The 16,263-nt window shown below is 62.8% G+C and carries 12 protein-coding genes and 3 tRNA genes; 2 read left to right on the forward strand and 13 right to left on the reverse strand.

All coding sequences use genetic code 11. The annotated features are described in order from the left end of the window. Window positions 1–46: 46 nt before the first annotated feature. The 11 genes from I6L45_RS14690 to I6L45_RS14740 form a co-directional block, all read right to left on the reverse strand. Window positions 47–532, reverse strand: a complete 486-nt coding sequence (locus I6L45_RS14690) for a YqhA family protein (RefSeq protein ID WP_043761265.1) — start codon at window positions 530–532, stop codon at window positions 47–49. 83 nt (window positions 533–615) lie between these two features. Beyond that, a complete protein-coding gene (locus I6L45_RS14695; protein WP_210548461.1) occupies window positions 616–1,317 on the reverse strand; it encodes a peptidase in 702 nt (233 codons plus the stop codon). Window positions 1,318–1,345: 28 nt separating this feature from the next. Then, complete coding sequence (locus I6L45_RS14700) at window positions 1,346–2,146, reverse strand: transglutaminase family protein (protein WP_134696791.1); 801 nt, start codon at window positions 2,144–2,146, stop codon at window positions 1,346–1,348. Beyond that, on the reverse strand, window positions 2,143–3,069 hold the full coding sequence (locus tag I6L45_RS14705; protein WP_043761259.1) for an alpha-E domain-containing protein: 927 nt from the start codon (window positions 3,067–3,069) through the stop codon (window positions 2,143–2,145). The genes I6L45_RS14700 and I6L45_RS14705 overlap by 4 nt, the downstream gene beginning before the upstream one ends. Further along, window positions 3,063–4,499, reverse strand: a complete 1,437-nt coding sequence (locus tag I6L45_RS14710; protein ID WP_134696790.1) for a circularly permuted type 2 ATP-grasp protein — start codon at window positions 4,497–4,499, stop codon at window positions 3,063–3,065. Before I6L45_RS14710 ends, I6L45_RS14705 begins: the two co-directional genes overlap by 7 nt. Before the next feature lie 359 nt (window positions 4,500–4,858). Further along, window positions 4,859–5,698: an oxidoreductase gene (locus I6L45_RS14715; protein WP_216982461.1), complete on the reverse strand. Its 840-nt coding sequence runs from the start codon at window positions 5,696–5,698 to the stop codon at window positions 4,859–4,861. A 166-nt stretch (window positions 5,699–5,864) separates the two neighbouring features. Then, the gene (locus I6L45_RS14720) at window positions 5,865–6,899 is read right to left on the reverse strand and encodes a patatin-like phospholipase family protein (RefSeq protein ID WP_216982462.1); all 1,035 of its coding nucleotides are present in this window, start codon (window positions 6,897–6,899) and stop codon (window positions 5,865–5,867) included. Between the two features lie 2 nt (window positions 6,900–6,901). Next, on the reverse strand, window positions 6,902–7,567 hold the full coding sequence (locus tag I6L45_RS14725; RefSeq protein WP_216982463.1) for an NAD(P)H-binding protein: 666 nt from the start codon (window positions 7,565–7,567) through the stop codon (window positions 6,902–6,904). 10 nt (window positions 7,568–7,577) lie between these two features. Further along, entirely contained in the window at window positions 7,578–8,588 is a 1,011-nt protein-coding gene (locus I6L45_RS14730) for an AraC family transcriptional regulator (RefSeq protein WP_216982464.1), read from the reverse strand. 173 nt (window positions 8,589–8,761) lie between these two features. Further along, window positions 8,762–8,837: transfer RNA gene (locus tag I6L45_RS14735), tRNA-Asn, on the reverse strand. A gap of 2 nt (window positions 8,838–8,839) precedes the next feature. Beyond that, window positions 8,840–8,915: transfer RNA gene (locus I6L45_RS14740), tRNA-Asn, on the reverse strand. 515 nt (window positions 8,916–9,430) lie between these two features. Between I6L45_RS14740 and dauA the strand changes: the two genes are divergently transcribed. Together dauA and I6L45_RS14750 are read left to right on the forward strand one after the other, a co-directional pair. Continuing rightward, window positions 9,431–11,167, forward strand: coding sequence for a C4-dicarboxylic acid transporter DauA (gene dauA, locus I6L45_RS14745; protein WP_216982465.1), 1,737 nt, complete (start codon window positions 9,431–9,433; stop codon window positions 11,165–11,167). A gap of 270 nt (window positions 11,168–11,437) precedes the next feature. Beyond that, window positions 11,438–11,525 (forward strand) — tRNA-Ser (locus I6L45_RS14750). A 329-nt stretch (window positions 11,526–11,854) separates the two neighbouring features. Here I6L45_RS14750 and alr read toward each other — a convergent pair. Together alr and kup are read right to left on the reverse strand one after the other, a co-directional pair. Beyond that, entirely contained in the window at window positions 11,855–12,967 is a 1,113-nt protein-coding gene (gene alr / locus I6L45_RS14755; protein WP_216982466.1) for an alanine racemase, read from the reverse strand. A gap of 813 nt (window positions 12,968–13,780) precedes the next feature. Further along, complete coding sequence (gene kup / locus I6L45_RS14760) at window positions 13,781–15,649, reverse strand: low affinity potassium transporter Kup (RefSeq protein ID WP_216982467.1); 1,869 nt, start codon at window positions 15,647–15,649, stop codon at window positions 13,781–13,783. Window positions 15,650–16,263 lie beyond the last annotated feature (614 nt).

Here is a 16,263-nt window from a genome sequence, read left to right on the forward strand (position 1 = left end):
GTTATCAATTCGGCGCTTGATGAATAGATCCTGAATGAAAAGGGGGCTATTTGTGATCCGCCAGCCGTTCGGTGACCGCATAGATGAGGGCTGCCACCGAGAACGCCAGGAAGACGATGACCGACCACTTCATCTCGATCTCGTTGCCGGTACCGTCGGTCAGGAAGGCCTTGAGCACCTCGATGCCGGCGATGGTGACCAGGGAGTTGATGACGATGAGTTTGAGGGACGCGAAGTTGATCTTGCTGAGCCAGTTGTCGCCGAGGGCCGCCCGCTGCTCCGGCGTCTTGATGAACTGCACATAGCCGCAGATGGCCACCAGGATCAGCATCTGGGCCACCAGCACGAAGTCCACCAGGGTCAGCACCCCGGTGATGAGATCCAGGTAGTGAATGTCGATGATGTCGCGGCACAGGGCATAGAGCTGCATGGCGAACTTCACCATCAGGAGGGCGACACAGACAAGGATGCAGACATAGAAGGGGAACATCATCAACCGGCTGCCATTGAGCATGACGTTGAAGCGGCGCATGGGAAACTCCATCGAGGGGGAAGGAGGCAAGAATATCCGGAAAGAGGGGGCCGGGAAAGCGCCTTGGCGCCTGCCCGGACGGGTCAGAGAGGGAAGGGGGGCAGGCCCCGGAACAGGTGCTGCAGCCCCTCGCCCCAGGCCTTGCGCAAGGCCAGGAAGTGGGGGTTGTGCTCCGTGATGCGGTGCAGGCTGGCCGCCGAGAAACTCCCTTCGGGATAGACCATGGCATCCAGGGGCAGCCCCACCGAGAGGTTGCTGCGCAGGGTCGAGTCGATGGAGATGAGGGCGCACTGCATGGCGGTCTGGAGCGGCGTCTCGAAGGTGATGATGCGATCGATGATGGGTTTGCCGTACTTGCTCTCCCCTATCTGGAAGTAGGGGGTGTCGGCGCTCGCCTCGATGAAGTTGCCCTCCGGGTAGATGTGGAACAGGCGGTGGCGCTCCCCCCGGATCTGCCCCCCCAACAGGATGTTGCAACCGAAGTTGACATGGCCCTGCTGCTGGCCCCCATCCCGGCTGATGACGGCGCGTATGGTCTGGCCGATAAGGGCGGCGGCTTCGTAGAGGCTGGGGAGGGTGAGCAGCTCCTGCCCCTGTGTCAGCAGGCTGATGACACTCTGGGTGGTGGCCAGGTTGCCCGCGCTTTGCAGCACGATCACCCTGTCTTCCCCGGTGAAGAGGTGCAGTTTGCGGAAGGTGGCGATGTGATCCACCCCCGCATTGGTGCGCGAATCGGACGCGAACACCATGCCGTCTTGCAGGCACATGGCGACACAGTAGGTCATGGCAGTGCTCCCGCCTGAACTGTGCGTCTCATTGCTGTTGCCCATCCAGGCGGGTCACGCTGGCGTGACTTTGCAACTGCTCGCACCCGCCGCCGTAACGCACGCCGCGCACCGGGCATGCATCCAGATAGTCCATGCCGACCGCGAGCTTGAGATGCTCGCTGGGGGAGCAGGCCTGGTTGGTGACGTCAAAGGTGTGCCAGCGCGCCTCGATCCACACCTCGGCCCAGGCGTGCATGGCCACGTGGCTGTTGTCCTGACTGTAGAGGTAGCCGCTCACGTACCGGGCCGGCAGGCCGGCGTGACGGCAGCAGGTCAGGAACACATGGGTGTGATCCTGACAGACACCGCTGCCGGAGGCGAGGGCCTCGTCGGCGCTGAAGGTGGCGTCCGTGCTGCCGGGCTGATAGGGCATCAGCGCCAGGATGCGCTCCATCAAGGTTTGCAAATCGGCCAGGGTGGGCTCCTCTGGCAGACAGGATTGGGCGAGGTCCCGCAGGGCCTGGGTCGGGTGGGTGAGGGCGGTGGGCCTCAGGTAGCTCAGAGGGGAGATGAGGGAGTGCTCTTCCCCGTCCGGGGCGTCGTCGCGGATCTCCACCTCGCCCCGGGCGCGGATCAGGATCCCCTCATGAGGGGACTCCAGGCTCAGCACGTGCAGTATGTTGCCGTAGCCGTCCGTGGTGCAGGTCGCCTCCCCCGGCAGCTCCAGTTGCCAGGAGAGGATCTGCTGGCGGGGGGAGCTGTGGGGGGTCAGGCGCAGATACTGGGTGCTGTGGCGTACCACGTCGGCATAGTGGTAACGGGTCTGGTGATCGATGATGAGTCTCATAATACCTCCAGGTAGGCGGCGTGAATGCTCTGGCCGATGGCGCCGATGTCGCTGAGAAAATCCCTCAGATAGGCCTGCATGCCGCGGGCAAAGACATCGTCGATGGCGCCATAGGTCAGCTGGGCGTTGAGTATGGTGGTGAGGCGGCGCGGCGTCTGGCCGGCGTTGCCCTCAATCTGGGCCAGGATGAGCTCCATCTCGTCGAGGCAGGCGCGCAGGGAACGGGGCACCTCGTTGCGCAGGATCAGCAGCTCGGCGATGGAGGCGTGGGAGAGGGTCTTGTAGAGGGTCTGGTGTGCCTCATAGGCGCCGACCGAACGCAGCAGGGCGTTCCAGCGGTAGAACTCGCGCACGCTGTCCTCGTCCTCCCGGATCACCTGGTACTTGACGGTGAGGATGCGCGCCGTGTTGTCGGCCCGCTCGATAAAGGTGCCAAGGCGCAGGAACCAGAGCACGTCACCGCGCATCATGGTGCCGTAGGTGGCGCCGCGGAACTGGTGGGAGCGCTCCTTGATCCAGTCGAAGAACTCCTGGGCCTGGCCGCTGGTGAGGCCCGCCTGGCGGCGCCGGCGGATCTCCAGCCAGGCGGCGTTGATGCTCTCCCACACCTCCCCCGGGATCTTGCCCCGCACCGCGTGGGCGTTGTCCCTGGCCATGCGCAGGCAGCTGAAGATGCTGACCGGGTTCTCCTCGTCGAAACAGAAAAACTGCAGCAGGTTCTCCATGTTCACCTGGCCGTAGCGGGCCAGGAAGGGTTCGTGGGTGCCGCTGATGGTGAGGGGGGCCACCAGCTCGCTGTGATCGGCGTCGATGGAGGGCATGAGCGACATGGTCTGGGTGACGTCCAGCATGCGCGCCGTGTTCTCCGCCCGCTCCAGGTGGCGGGACATCCAGTAAAGTTCGCTTGCGGTGCGACTCAGCATGGGTTGCCCTCCATGACCCAGGTGTCCTTGGTGCCGCCGCCCTGGGAGGAGTTGACCACCAGGGAGCCTTCGGTCAGGGCGACCCGGGTCAGGCCGCCCGGCACCAGACGCAGCTCCTGCCCGGTGAGGACGAAGGGGCGCAGATCGATGTGGCGGGGGGCGATGCCCGCGTCGACGAAGGTCGGGCAGGTGGAGAGTGAGAGGGTCGGCTGGGCGATGTAGTTGTCCGGGCGCGCCTTGAGCAGCTCGCGAAAACGGGCCAGCTCCTCGCGGCTGGCACAGGGGCCGATGAGCATGCCGTAGCCGCCGGCGCCGTGTACCTCCTTGACCACCAGCTCCTCCAGATTGGCCAGCACGTGGGAGAGGGCCGCCGGCTCGCGGCACTGCCAGGTAGGCACGTTGTTGAGGATGGGCTCCTCCCCCAGATAGAAGCGGATCATCTCGGGCACATAGGGGTAGATGGACTTGTCGTCCGCCACCCCGGTGCCGATGGCGTTGGCCAGCACCACGCCTCCGGCGCGGTAGACCGAGAGCAGCCCGGGCACGCCGATGAGGGAGTCCGGGTTGAAGGCGAGGGGATCGAGGAAGTCGTCGTCGATGCGGCGATAGATGACATCCACCCTTTTCAGCCCCGTGGTGGTGCGCATCAGCACCTGGCCATCCTTGACCACGAGATCCGCGCTCTCCACCAGCTCCACCCCCATCTGCTGGGCGAGGAAGCTGTGCTCGAAGTAGGCGCTGTTGAAGCGGCCCGGGGTCATCACCACCACGCAGGGGTTGTCCACCGGGCTGCTCTCGCGCAGGGTCTGCAGCAACAGGGCCGGGTAGCGCTCCACCGGGGCGATGGGCTGGTTGTGAAACAGCTCCGGGAAGAGGCGCATCATCATCTTGCGGTTCTCCAGCATGTAGGAGACCCCGGAGGGGGTGCGCAGGTTGTCCTCCAGCACATAGTACTCCCCGTCGTGGTTGCGGATGATGTCGACCCCCGTGATGTGGACATAGGTGTCCCGGTGCAGGTCGACCCCCTGCATGCAGGGCTGGTACTGGGCGTTGGCGAGGATCTGGGCGGCCGGGATCACCCCCGCCTTCAGGATGCGCTGATCGTGATAGATGTCGTGCAGGAAGGCGTTGAGGGCGGTGACCCGCTGGCGGATCCCCAGATCCAGGTGTTGCCACTCCCGGGCGGGAATGATGCGGGGAATGCTGTCAAACGGGATGAGGCGCTCGGCGCCGTCCCCATCCCCGTAGACGTTGAAGGTGATGCCGACCCGGCGAAACAGCAGGTCGGCCTCCTCGCGCTTGCGTTCTATGCTCTTCTCGTCGGTCTGGTGCAGCCACGACAGGTAGGCGTGGTAGTGATCGCGAAACTGGCTGTCGGCGAGCAGCATCTCGTCGTAGCAACCGGGTCCGGGTGGCTTGATGGGTAGCATAGGCACCTCTCCTTGTGACGTCCCTGGGATCTGGATTTGCAAGGGATGTGCCAGTCAAATGAGTCGCTATCGAGGAGGGTGTCAGTAATTTTTTGCAGAAAAATCATATGGATGACATATCTGTCATCAGGGGCGTTGGCGCCTTGCACCAGACTGGTACCCCGTGGTGGGCAGCGCTGCGCCATTTTGTGGCAACGGACCCGGGGGCTCAGGGGAAGGGCGCGCGGGCAGAGGGGCCTCCCTTGCCCCATCAGGGGGCAAGGGGAGGAAAAGGCCCGGCCTGACGGCCGGGCCTTTTGTTGCCCATCTCTCGCCCGTGCAACCGGCAGGCATGGGGGCGGATGTGTGGTCGACAGGCGTCAGCCGCGCTGGCGCGGGATCCCTGTGGCAAGGCGCATGAAGCGGTCAAATGCGCGATCCGGCAACAAACGGCGCAGGAAGATCATCGGTCTGGCCCCAAAACCAACGGCATAGCGAGTCTTGGGGCGGCGGGCCTGAACCGCCTTGGCGATGGTATCCGCGATGAGTTCCGGCGGGGACTGGCGCTCGCGGCTGGCGCGTCCGATCATGGACTCCGCCATGGGGAGGGCCTGGTGGCCATATGGCCCGTCGCCGGAGACCTCGCGCAGTTTCTGCGCGGCAATGTCGGCCCACTCGGTCTTGATGCCACCCGGCTCTACCACCACCACCTTGATGCCGAAGGGTTCCACCTCCATGCGAAGGCAATCGCTGATGGCCTCCAGCGCGAACTTGGTTCCGTGGTACCAGGCGCCCAGCGGAGTGTGGATCTTGCCGCCCATGGAGGTGATGTTGACTATGGTGCCAGACTGTCGGGCACGCATGTGGGGCAGCACCAGCTGGATGAGGCGGACGGCGCCAAACACATTGACGTCGAACTGGGCACGGCCCTCCTCGAGGGAGACGTCTTCAACCGAGCCGTAGGAGCCATACCCGGCATTGTTGACCAGTACGTCGATCTGGCCGGCTTCGGCGATGATCCTCTCCACTCCTGCCTGCATAGACGCATCCTGGGTCACATCCATGGCGATGACGCGGATCCCCGCGTCGGTCAGGGATTGCATGCGTTCGATGCGCCGCGCCGCGGCATACACGGTGAACCCGAGTGCCTTCAGTTTCATGGCGGTGGCCGCTCCGATACCGGAGGAGGCGCCGGTGACGAGCACAACGTTTGAGTTCATATGGAAGATCCTCGAGCAAAATGAATCGCATGCGTGTCCAGAAGCGGCTTGCCTGCGGTATCGATACCTTATCCGACTCGGGATGCCATGGTTCTGGCAAACGGCGCCATGACGCCATCGAACTGCGCCATCCCTTCTGATTCGCGTCAGTCTGTGGGGCGGGCGCTCACGGCGGTGAGGGGCCCATGGCTGCTGCGGTGAGGCGCGTGGCGGCGTCAGTGCGGCCAGGGGGCGTGCCATTGAGCGAGGCTGACTGCTTTTGCGCCAGCCTGTCTCGCATTGACGGCAGGAGTGCGACGGCGGCGTCATACCCCAGGCGTCTGAGGGTCTCCCTGTCCTGGCGACTGTTCATGCCGGCGGGGGTGACTGCGGGGGCAATCAGCACGTCGGCGGAGGCGGTTTCCGGGGCGGCGAGCAGGCAACTCTGCAACCGGGCGACGTTGAGCCACATGGCCGTGGCGGTGCGGGGAAAAGCTCGCGGCCCATGGCAATAGACATCCACGGCGATGACGACGTCGGCTCCCAGGGCGCGAGCGGCGAACACCGGAACCAGGGAGGTGACACCCCCGTCGATGAGCGGCTGCCCCGCAGCGCTCACCGGAAGAAAGATGCCGGGGATGGCCGCAGAGGCGCGTACGGCTTCTCCCGTGTTGCCGCCCGTGATGACATAGGGCAGGGCGAGGTTGATATCCGTTGCCACCGCGGCAAATGGCACAGGGAAGTCTTCGATCGGCAACTGTCTCACCAGGGTATTGACCCAGTCCGAGAGAGCCTTCCCCTCGATGAATCCGGGGCCGTCCAGAGTCGGATCGGCCAGGGAGAAGACGGCAAAATCACTGGCCTGCTCCCAAAGCCGGTCTGCTGATGAACCAGAGGCGTACGCGGCCCCGATGATGGCGCCGACGGAGGTTCCCACGATCAGGTCAGGGTGAATACCTGCATCATCAAGGGCTTGCAGCACGCCAATGTGGGCATAGCCACGCAGACCACCGCCTCCCAGCACCACAGCCACGCGGGGTGGCTGGGCGGTGAGGTGACTGGGCGTGACCGGCGTCTTCCCCAGGGAGCCATCGACCAGCCAGGTGCCAGTGAAGGTCCGGGGGCGCTCGGGCATCTGCACGCAGGCGGCTGACAACGTGACGCCAGACAGCAGGCCTGCCCACAGCAGCATGCCTTTCATGGCCAACAACAGGGCTTGCATCCTCAAGGTGTCAACGTGGCGATGAGGTGGGAGGGCAGGGACACCACACCCTGCGCGGTTGGCACCTTGCTTACCAGCGCAAGGGCGACTTGCCGGGCGAAGACGGGTTGATAGGTGTCCGGCAGTATGGGTGCCAGCAGCCTGGCAAGGGGAATGGCCATCCACTCTCCCAGCCGGAACGGTTGCATCAGGTGCGTGCGTTTATCCAGCAGCAAGGAGGGGCGGGCGATGACCAGTGTGGTCAGATCCAGCGCCTTGAGGGCGTCCTCGAGCTCCCCCTTCACGCGCTGATAGAAGAGGCGAGAGCCCGGGTCTGCGGCGGCGGCACTGACCAGCCCAATGCGGCGAGCACCGGCCTTGACCGCGGCCCTGGCGACGGCCAGATTGGCCGTGAAGTCGACGGCGCGAAATGCCTCCCGGCTGCCAGCGACGGCGATGGTGGTCCCCAGTGCCAGATAGGCTTCATCTATCCGGGGCAGATCGGGCAGGTTGTTCATCTCCACGAGATGGGTCTGGAGTTTGGGGTGGGTGACAGTCAAGGCGCGTCGACTCAAGGCATGCACCTCGCAGACGGTCTCGTCACGCAGCAGGGCGTCAAGCAGTTCGCCTCCGACGAGCCCTGTGGCCCCGGCGAGCAGCACACGACGGGGATTGAGATGGGTGGACATGGGGTTGACCTCAGTTGAATCGATATGACTGGCGAGTGCTTTCCAGCGTCCGCCCGGTCCAATCCTGGAATGCGCGGTAGAAGGAGTTGGGATCTTCGAAACCCAGCAGAAAGGCTATCTCCCCTCCAGACAGCGTGGTGTGCTCAAGGTAGTGGCAGGCGAGCCTTCTTCGCGTCTCGCTGACCAGGGCTCGAAAGTTTTCCCCCTCCTCTTCCAGTCGGCGTTGCAGGGTTCTCTTGCTCATGCCCAGGCGGCTTGCTGCCACCTCAATGGTGGCCGAGTTGCTTGGCAAGAGTTCGAGCAGGACGGCATGCACCCGCTCCGCCGTGGTGGCGGCAGGGTCCATTTCGCACAGCTGACGACGCAGCTCGGGCTCGAAGGCTCGCCACATTCCTTCGTTGCTCGTGAGAAAGGGGCGCAGCACGTCCATGGCAGAAAACGTAATACTGGCAGGGGCTCCTGGCGTGATGGCGGTGCCGAAAAAGCGCTCGTAGCGCTGCAGTGACTTTCCGCCAGGGAGCGCCGGCAGTGTCACTCGCACGGCATGGATCGCTTCACGTGTGGCGATCTGGGCCAGCCGGACAAAGAAGGCAAGTTCCACCACCTGCAGGGAGAGCGGCACCTCTGTGTGCCCTCCTTGCCAGCGGGGGGAGAGCGTCATCTCCCCCCCGGAGCCCACCGTGATCTCGAGGCTCATGGGGGCGATGAGCGCCTTGTACTTGGCCAGCCGCTGAACCGCCCGCATCAGATCCGGGCTGCACAGGGCGGCAAACAAGGGGGGGCTGAAGACTTCGCTTGAAACCGTCTCGATGAGTCGCAAGGGAAACAGGACGTCATTGGCTTCCTGCTCCAGCGCCCGCCAGAAACGGAAGTACTCATCCGTGGTCAACCCGTGATTTTCACGCGACAACGTGTCTTCCGGCAGCAGGGCCCTGCGCAAGACATGCCTGGATTGCAGGCCAAGGTCTTTGAGCAACAGCTGCCATCCGACGTCCAGGGAAAAGTGAGATTTGTGTGCCATGCGTGCGCCTTTGCCGTGGGAGGTGAAGTCAGTGCGATCGGAATGAGGGTCAGTATAGGGGACAGGGCGAGCGCATTGACATGCAAAAGGCGCCAATGTGGTGGCATCCGGCGCCAGAGACAGGCAAAACAAAAAGGCCCGATCTTGCGATCGGGCCTTTGAGGCATGGAATATGGCTCCCTCGACAGGACTTGAACCTGTGACATACGGATTAACAGTCCGCCGTTCTACCGACTGAACTACGAGGGAATTGGCTCCTCCTACTGGACTTGAACCAGTGACATACGGATTAACAGTCCGCCGTTCTACCGACTGAACTAAGGAGGAATTGCCTGTCTCGTCGAGACGGGGCGGATATTAATGGCCTCGCTGACGGGTGTCAACCCGATGGCCTGGGTAATAAATGGCTTTTCGGACTGTTTGCCCAAAACTTGGTCTCTGCGGACTGTTTTCAGCACAATCAGCGGCTTGGCATGCCCCTTCTGACAGGAATACGACGTCGCTCTGCCACACCTCTCTTGCAGCTCTCTTCTTGCGGCATTTGGGCGGGGAGGGGGCTCGGGGCCACCTTGCCTGCCATCGGCTTGCTTTCTCACCGGGAGGTGAGGGGCGGGGCGGCCCTGGGGCGCAATATGCAGGAAATGGCGCGTAAATGCCGGGGATAGGGGACATTATTGCGGGTTCATGGCCATTTCTTGATCCCGCCCATCGAATTATCGGGCCGGCTCGGGTATGGTTGCTCAGGATACCATCGCCGCGTCGACAGCTCTGCCGGCCCTTGATGATGATCGGGTGCCGGTTCACCCCGGCCTTTGTCTCCTTCTTCTGGTATTACCCTAGACATGCACAATCAAGCTTCCTTACAAGGCGTGAAGCTGGCTATCGCATTGCGCCAATCCTGCATAGACGAACCCTACAGTGCTGCCCGCTTCGGGCGAGACCTCATCGCCGGCATCACGGTCGGCATCATCGCCATCCCGCTCGCGATGGCGCTGGCCATCGCCAGCGGCGTGCCACCCCAGCACGGCCTCTACACCGCCATCATCGCCGGTATCGTGATCGCCGTGACCGGGGGCTCCCGCTTTTCCATCTCGGGGCCCACCGCCGCCTTCGTGGTGATCCTCTACCCGGTGGCCCAGCAGTTCGGGGTGGGGGGGCTCTTGATGGCCACCCTGATCTCGGGCTGCTTCCTGGTGGCCATGGGGATGGCGCGCCTCGGCCGCCTCATCGAATACATTCCGCCCTCGGTGACCCTGGGCTTTACTGGCGGTATCGCCATCGTGATCGCCACCCTGCAGATCAAGGACTTCTTCGGCCTGCAGGTGCCCGAGATGCCGGAGACCTACCTCGGCAAGGTGCAGGCGCTGGCCCATGCCCTGCCCAGCTGGCAGTGGGGGGACACCCTGGTGGGGGTGGCGACCTTGGCGGTGCTGCTGCTCTGGCCGAGGCTGCGTCTGCCGGTCCCCGGCCACCTGCCCGCCGTGCTGGTGGGGGTGGGCCTGGGCTTTGGCCTGCACCAGTTCGGGGTGGACGTGGCCACCATCGGCAGCAAGTTCAGCTATACCCTGGCCGACGGTACCCAGGGCATGGGGATCCCCCCCATCGCCCCGACCCTGGTGATGCCCTGGGCCCTGCCCGGGCCGGACGGGGCGCCGGTGGAGTGGAACCTGGCCGCCATCCAGCGACTCCTGCCTGCCGCCTTCTCCATGGCCATGCTGGGGGCCATCGAATCCCTGCTCTGCGCCGTGGTGCTGGACGGCATGACGGGTCGCAAGCACAGCTCCAACGGCGAGCTGTTGGGGCAGGGGCTCGGCAACATACTGGCGCCCTTCTTCGGTGGCATCACGGCGACGGCCGCCATCGCCCGCTCCGCCGCCAACGTGCGGGCCGGGGCCACCTCTCCCATCTCCGGTATCGTCCATGCGCTGGTGGTGCTGGCCGCCATCCTGGTGCTGGCGCCCTGGCTCTCCTGGTTGCCGCTCTCCGCCATGGCTGCCCTGCTGCTGCTGGTGGCCTGGAACATGAGTGAGGCGCACAAGGTGGTGGATCTGGTGCGCCGCGCCCCCAAATCGGATGTGCTGGTGCTGCTGGTCTGCCTGTCACTCACCGTCATCTTCGACATGGTCATCGCCATTACTTTCGGGGTGATCCTGGCCTCCCTGCTGTTCATGCGGGAGATCGCCAAGATGACGCGGCTGCACAATCTGGCGGATCACAAGCGTTACGCCGGTGAGGTTCAGGCGGGGACCCTGATCTACAAGATCAACGGTCCGCTGTTCTTTGCCGCCGCCGAGCGGGTCTTCGACGAGCTGCTGGCCCAGGTGCGGGATCACGACGAGTTGATCCTGCAGATGGAGGCGGTCTCCATCCTGGATGCGGGGGGGCTGTCTGCATTCCAGCAGTTTGCCAGACGGATGGCCAAGGCAGGGGTCCGGCTCAAGGTGGCCGAGCTGCAGTTCCAGCCCCTCAAGACCCTGGCGCGGGCCAAGGTGCGCCCGGTCGCGGGGGAACTGGAATTCTACGGTTCGCTGGAAGAGGCCATGCGAGGGGAACATTTGCACGAAGCGGTTGAAAATTGATGGAAAGGGATAGAAAACGGCACCTTTTTAGTCACTTGGTTCGCTAATTGAGCAATCAGTGGCAAAAGATAAAAAATAGGATTGACCGGCCCGCTCCTATCCCTTACATTACGCCCCGTTCCAGCGCAACGGCGCAGCGAACTCGTGTTGGCTGAACACGTTAAACCACAGACCCAAATTTGGTGAGGTGACCGAGAGGCTGCCCACCGACGAAGTCGGCAAGATGCACGCGCAGCGTGCTCCGAAAGCCACTTCAAGAAGTAAAAATTTGGTGAGGTGTCCGAGTGGCTGAAGGAGCACGCCTGGAAAGTGTGTATACGGCAACGTATCGAGGGTTCGAATCCCTCCCTCACCGCCAAATAAAGCAAAAGGCCCCGTCGCAAGACGGGGCCTTTTGCGTTATCCGATGATGGGCGGCTCGGTTCGGGCCCTGGTTCGACAGGCGGGCAGGATAGCCCGCCTGGATGGCCAGAGACCGCCCGCAGGGCGAGCGCCAGGGACGGCGCGAGTCAATCCAGACTCATCGTCAAATTATAAAAAACCGACCTCAAGGTCGGTTTTTTGCTTGGGGCACAGCGGCAACATTCGTGCTCTTAACCCCTTGGCAAAGGCCCCGTCGCAAGACGGGGCCTTTTGTTTGTCAGGGGCCGGTTGCCACCTCGATGCGGCCGGCTTTAGCCCGATTGCTCAGGCCAGCTTCAACATCGGCATCTGTTCGCGGCTGTCGCAGTGCGCGAGATGAACCCGGCTGGTCAGGCGGGTGAGCAGCTCGTAGGGGATGGTGCCTATCTTCTCGGCCACCTGCTCCACCGGCAGCCCCTCTCCCCACAGGGTGACCGCATCCCCCACCTTGTCGCTGGCCGCCGGGCCCAGATCGACGGTGATCATGTCCATGGAGACCCGGCCCACGATGGGCACCCGGCGACCATTGATCAGCATGGGGGTCCCTTCGGGGGCCATGCGGGGGTAGCCATCCCCGTAACCCGCCGCCACCACCCCGAGGGTGGTGTCCCGACTCGCCACCCAGTGACCGCCATAGCCGACCGCCTCGCCCTGCTGGCAGGCGCGGGTGGCGATGAGTTTGCTCTTGAGGGTCATGACCGGACGCAGATCATGGTCGGCGGCGAGCTGGCCGGTAAAGGGGGAGGCGCCATAGAGCATGAGGCCGGGCCGGATCCAGTCGCTGCGGGAGGCCGGCCAGGCGAGGATGCCGGCGGAGTTGGCCATGGCCCGCTCGCCCGGCAGATGGGCACTGAGGCGGTTGAACTCTTCGATCTGCAGCAGGGTGGCCTGGGTATCCTGTTCATCGGACTGGCTGAAGTGGGTCATCAGCTGGAACGGCTGCACCACGTTGCGGCAATGGCTCAGCCGCTCGATGAAGGCGGGCAGCTCCTGGGCGCGCAGCCCGAGCCGGTTCATCCCGGTATCGAGCTTGAGCCACACCTTGATGGGGGCGGGCAGATGGGCCTGTTCGAGCAGCGCCAACTGCTCCCAGGTATGCAGGGTGGTCTGCAGATCGTGTTTGGCCAGCAGCGGCAGCGCCTCGGCACTGAAGAAGCCCCCCAGCACCAGAATGGGCTTGGTGATGGCGTTGGCGCGCAATACCAGCGCCTCCTCGACCCTGGCCACGGCATAGGCATCGGCCTGGGCGAGGGCATGGGCGACCGGCAGCAGCCCGTGGCCATAGGCATTGGCCTTGAGCACCGCGATGATCTTGCTGTGGGGGGCGTGGCGGCGCACCACGGCGAAGTTGTGCTGGAGTGCATCGAGATCGATGCTGGCCGTAACTGTGTTCATCATGGTGTCGGGTGTCTGCTCGATGAGAAGTTGGCTGCTGGTTTCAATCCTGATCCGGTGATTCTGGCTGCCACGGCGAGTGTGCAGGGGGTGACCGAATCATGTTGTTTTATGTGCTTTGAATTGTAAAAAGATGTTATCAGTTGTTTTGCTGGTGGTAAATTATGTGGCGAATGAGAATGTTTAAATGGGTAAAATACGGGATATTCCTCTGTATAAATTCGCCTGCCGACGCTTTCTCTGGCTCCCTATAGGGGCAATATTTATCACTGCTTTTCTCCCTCCAGACTGAAGGGGAATTGGGCCCTTTTTAGCCATATCTGGCCGGTTTTTTGGCATCGTTCCCCTTACGCGTTGGAAGGCTTATCGTGGAGCCGGAACTCACCCTGAGGGCCTCCATCATGGATACCCGAGCCTTTTCTCATCTCCTTCGCCATTCCCCCTCCCATGAATGCCCTCTGTAAACAGATTGCCCTGCCTGCCCCATTGTCATGCACGGACAGATCCGCCCTGCGCCATGGGGTCTGCAGGATGTGACGCCATCGCTCCTGCGCACCATGGCGGGGTGCCTGCCACATTCAACATGTGAACGGGTATCACCGCAGGCTAAAGGAATGGATGGCGCAATGTTTCGGTGTCGCGGCGTCCTGCCTGAAGCATCACCCGGATAGGGGTGAGGGGCGCAGCGTCATGGAAGGGGGTAAACACACAAGATGTGCTTGCATGAGGCGCCAGGGCGCCCTATGCAACAGGGCATGGGGGCCTGGCCACCACGAGGGCTGGTCTGTCTCCCCGGGGCTCGGGTATCGGCCCCGGTCAGATATCCACCTGGGAGCCGAGCTCGACGACCCGGTTGGGCGGGATCTCGAACTGATCCGGCGCGCGCAGGGCGTTGCGCTGCAGCAGCATAAAGAGCTTGCCGCGCAGGTAGAGATACCAGGGGCGCTCCTTCATGATCAGCGACTCGTGGGCCATGAAGAAGGAGGCCTCCATCATACGGCAGCTTAAGCCCTCCAGGTTGCAGCGGTGGAAGATCTCCTCCACGTTCGGGGTCTCGCGCCAGCCATAGCTCGCCACCACCCGCCAGAAGGTGGGGGAGAGCTGCTCGATGCAGACCCGGCGCACGTTGTGGACATAGGGCACATCCTCCACCTTCAGGGTGAGCAGGATGACGCGCTCGTGCAGGACCTTGTTGTGCTTGAGGTTGTGCAGGAGCGCATGGGGGATGACGTTGACCACCCGCGACAGATAGACGGCGGTGCCCGCCACCCGGGTCGGCGGGGATTTTTCCAGGGAGGCGATCATGGGCTCCAGGGAGTTGCCGTGCTCGTTCAGGCGGCGGATAAGCTGGCAGCGCTCGCTCTTCCAGCTGGTCATCAGGGTGAACATGACGGCCCCCAGGGTCAGCGGCAACCAGCCGCCGGAAAAGACCTTGGCGAGGTTCGCGGCAAAGAGCGGCACGTCGATGGCGAGCAGCAGGGCGAAGAGGGTGACCACCAGCGGCTTGCGCCAGTGCCAGCTGTGGCGGGCCACCGAGTAGGAGAGGATGGAGGTGAGCACCATGGTGCCGGTCACGGCGATGCCATAGGCCGCCGCCAGGTTGCTGGAGTGCTCGAAGCTCATGATGACGATCACCACAGAGAGATAGAGCAGCCAGTTGATGACCGGAATATAGATCTGGCCGGACTCCTGCTCCGAGGTGTGCACGATGCGGATGGGGGAGAGATAGCCGAGCCGCACCGCCTGACGTGTGAGGGAGAAGACCCCGGAGATCACCGCCTGCGAGGCGATGACCGTCGCGAGCGTCGCCAGCAGCAGCAGGGGCAGCAGGGCCCATTTCGGTGCGAGCAGGAAGAAGGGGTTGGCGATGGCTTCGGGATTGCCGAGCAGCAGGGCCCCCTGGCCGAAGTAGTTGAGTACCAGGGACGGCAGCACCACCATGAACCAGGCGCGGCGAATAGGGCTCTTGCCAAAATGCCCCATGTCCGCATAGAGCGCCTCCACCCCCGTGATGGCCAGCACCACGGCGCCCAGGGCAAAGAAGGAGGCGCTCTGGTAGGTCATGAAGAAGCGCAGCGCCCAGACAGGGTTGAGCGCCCCCAGCACCTCGGGGTGCTGGAGGATGCTGCGAAGCCCAAGCACCGCCAGGGTCAGGAACCAGATCAGCATGATGGGGGCAAACAGCTTGCCCACGGTGGCGGTGCCGTGTTTCTGGATGGCGAACAACAGGGTCAGCACCAGCACCGAGAGCGGCACTATGTAGGGATCCAGGGAGGGGGCCGCTATCTTCAAGCCCTCGATGGCTGACATCACCGACATGGCCGGGGTGATCACCACCTCGCCATAGAAGAAGCTGCCGCCGATGAGCCCCAGGATGATCAGCACCGGCGTCCACGTCTGCGGGGTATTGCGGGTCGCGAGCGACATCAGGGTGAGTATGCCCCCTTCGCCGGCGTTGTCCGCCCGCATCACGAAGGAGAGGTACTTGACCGAGACCACCAGGATCAGCAGCCAGAAGATAAGCGAAAGAAAGCCCAGGATGGAGGCGGGCTCCACCCCGAAACCGAACTGGCCGGAGAGGCACTCGCGCAGGGTATAGAGCGGGCTGGTACCGATGTCGCCATAGACCACGCCGATCGCCGCCAGCATGACGCCGGAGAGGGCGGGTTTGTTAGTACAGTTCATAACGTTGTCTGTCTGTGTGAGGATGACAAGGTTGTCACCACAGGGGCCCGAACACGCGAGGGTCTCGGCGCTCCGTTCAGGGGAATTCCGGGGTAATGGTGGGGTTGGGGGTCAACTGGATATAAATAGGGGGCTGATCATGAAGCACAGTCTGTTTATCTGCCATTCGGTGAATAATGACACAGAGTGAGCGGGTTTATGCTCAGGTATAAATAATCAAAAAGGGATATCGGATGGGTTTATTAATTACTCGTCGATTGACGTGACTCAGCTAACAACAGGTAATCGGTTATTTTAGCTATGGCTCTATTTTACCCGGTGTTTCCTGTTAATCTGCTCATAAAATAAATGATAAAATGCTGACCAATAAATCGCAGGCTCTCGCTCGGCGTAGAAGGGGTCAGGTGGCGATAGTGTCCTATTTTTGATGGCTGTTCAGGAGGTGGCAGGGCGGTAAGGGTGGTTTCTATAAATATGCCGGAATAATAAGAGTGGTATATAAATTCAGGGTTCAATTGACGAGGTAAATTGCATCAGTAATTAACAAGAGTAAGGGCGCACAACAGGGTAGTATTTAATTGTTGAGTGGCGGACCGCCATCCCAATGGCTAGCA

This window comes from Aeromonas sp. FDAARGOS 1415, assembly GCF_019048365.1.
Taxonomy (GTDB): domain Bacteria; phylum Pseudomonadota; class Gammaproteobacteria; order Enterobacterales; family Aeromonadaceae; genus Aeromonas; species Aeromonas taiwanensis.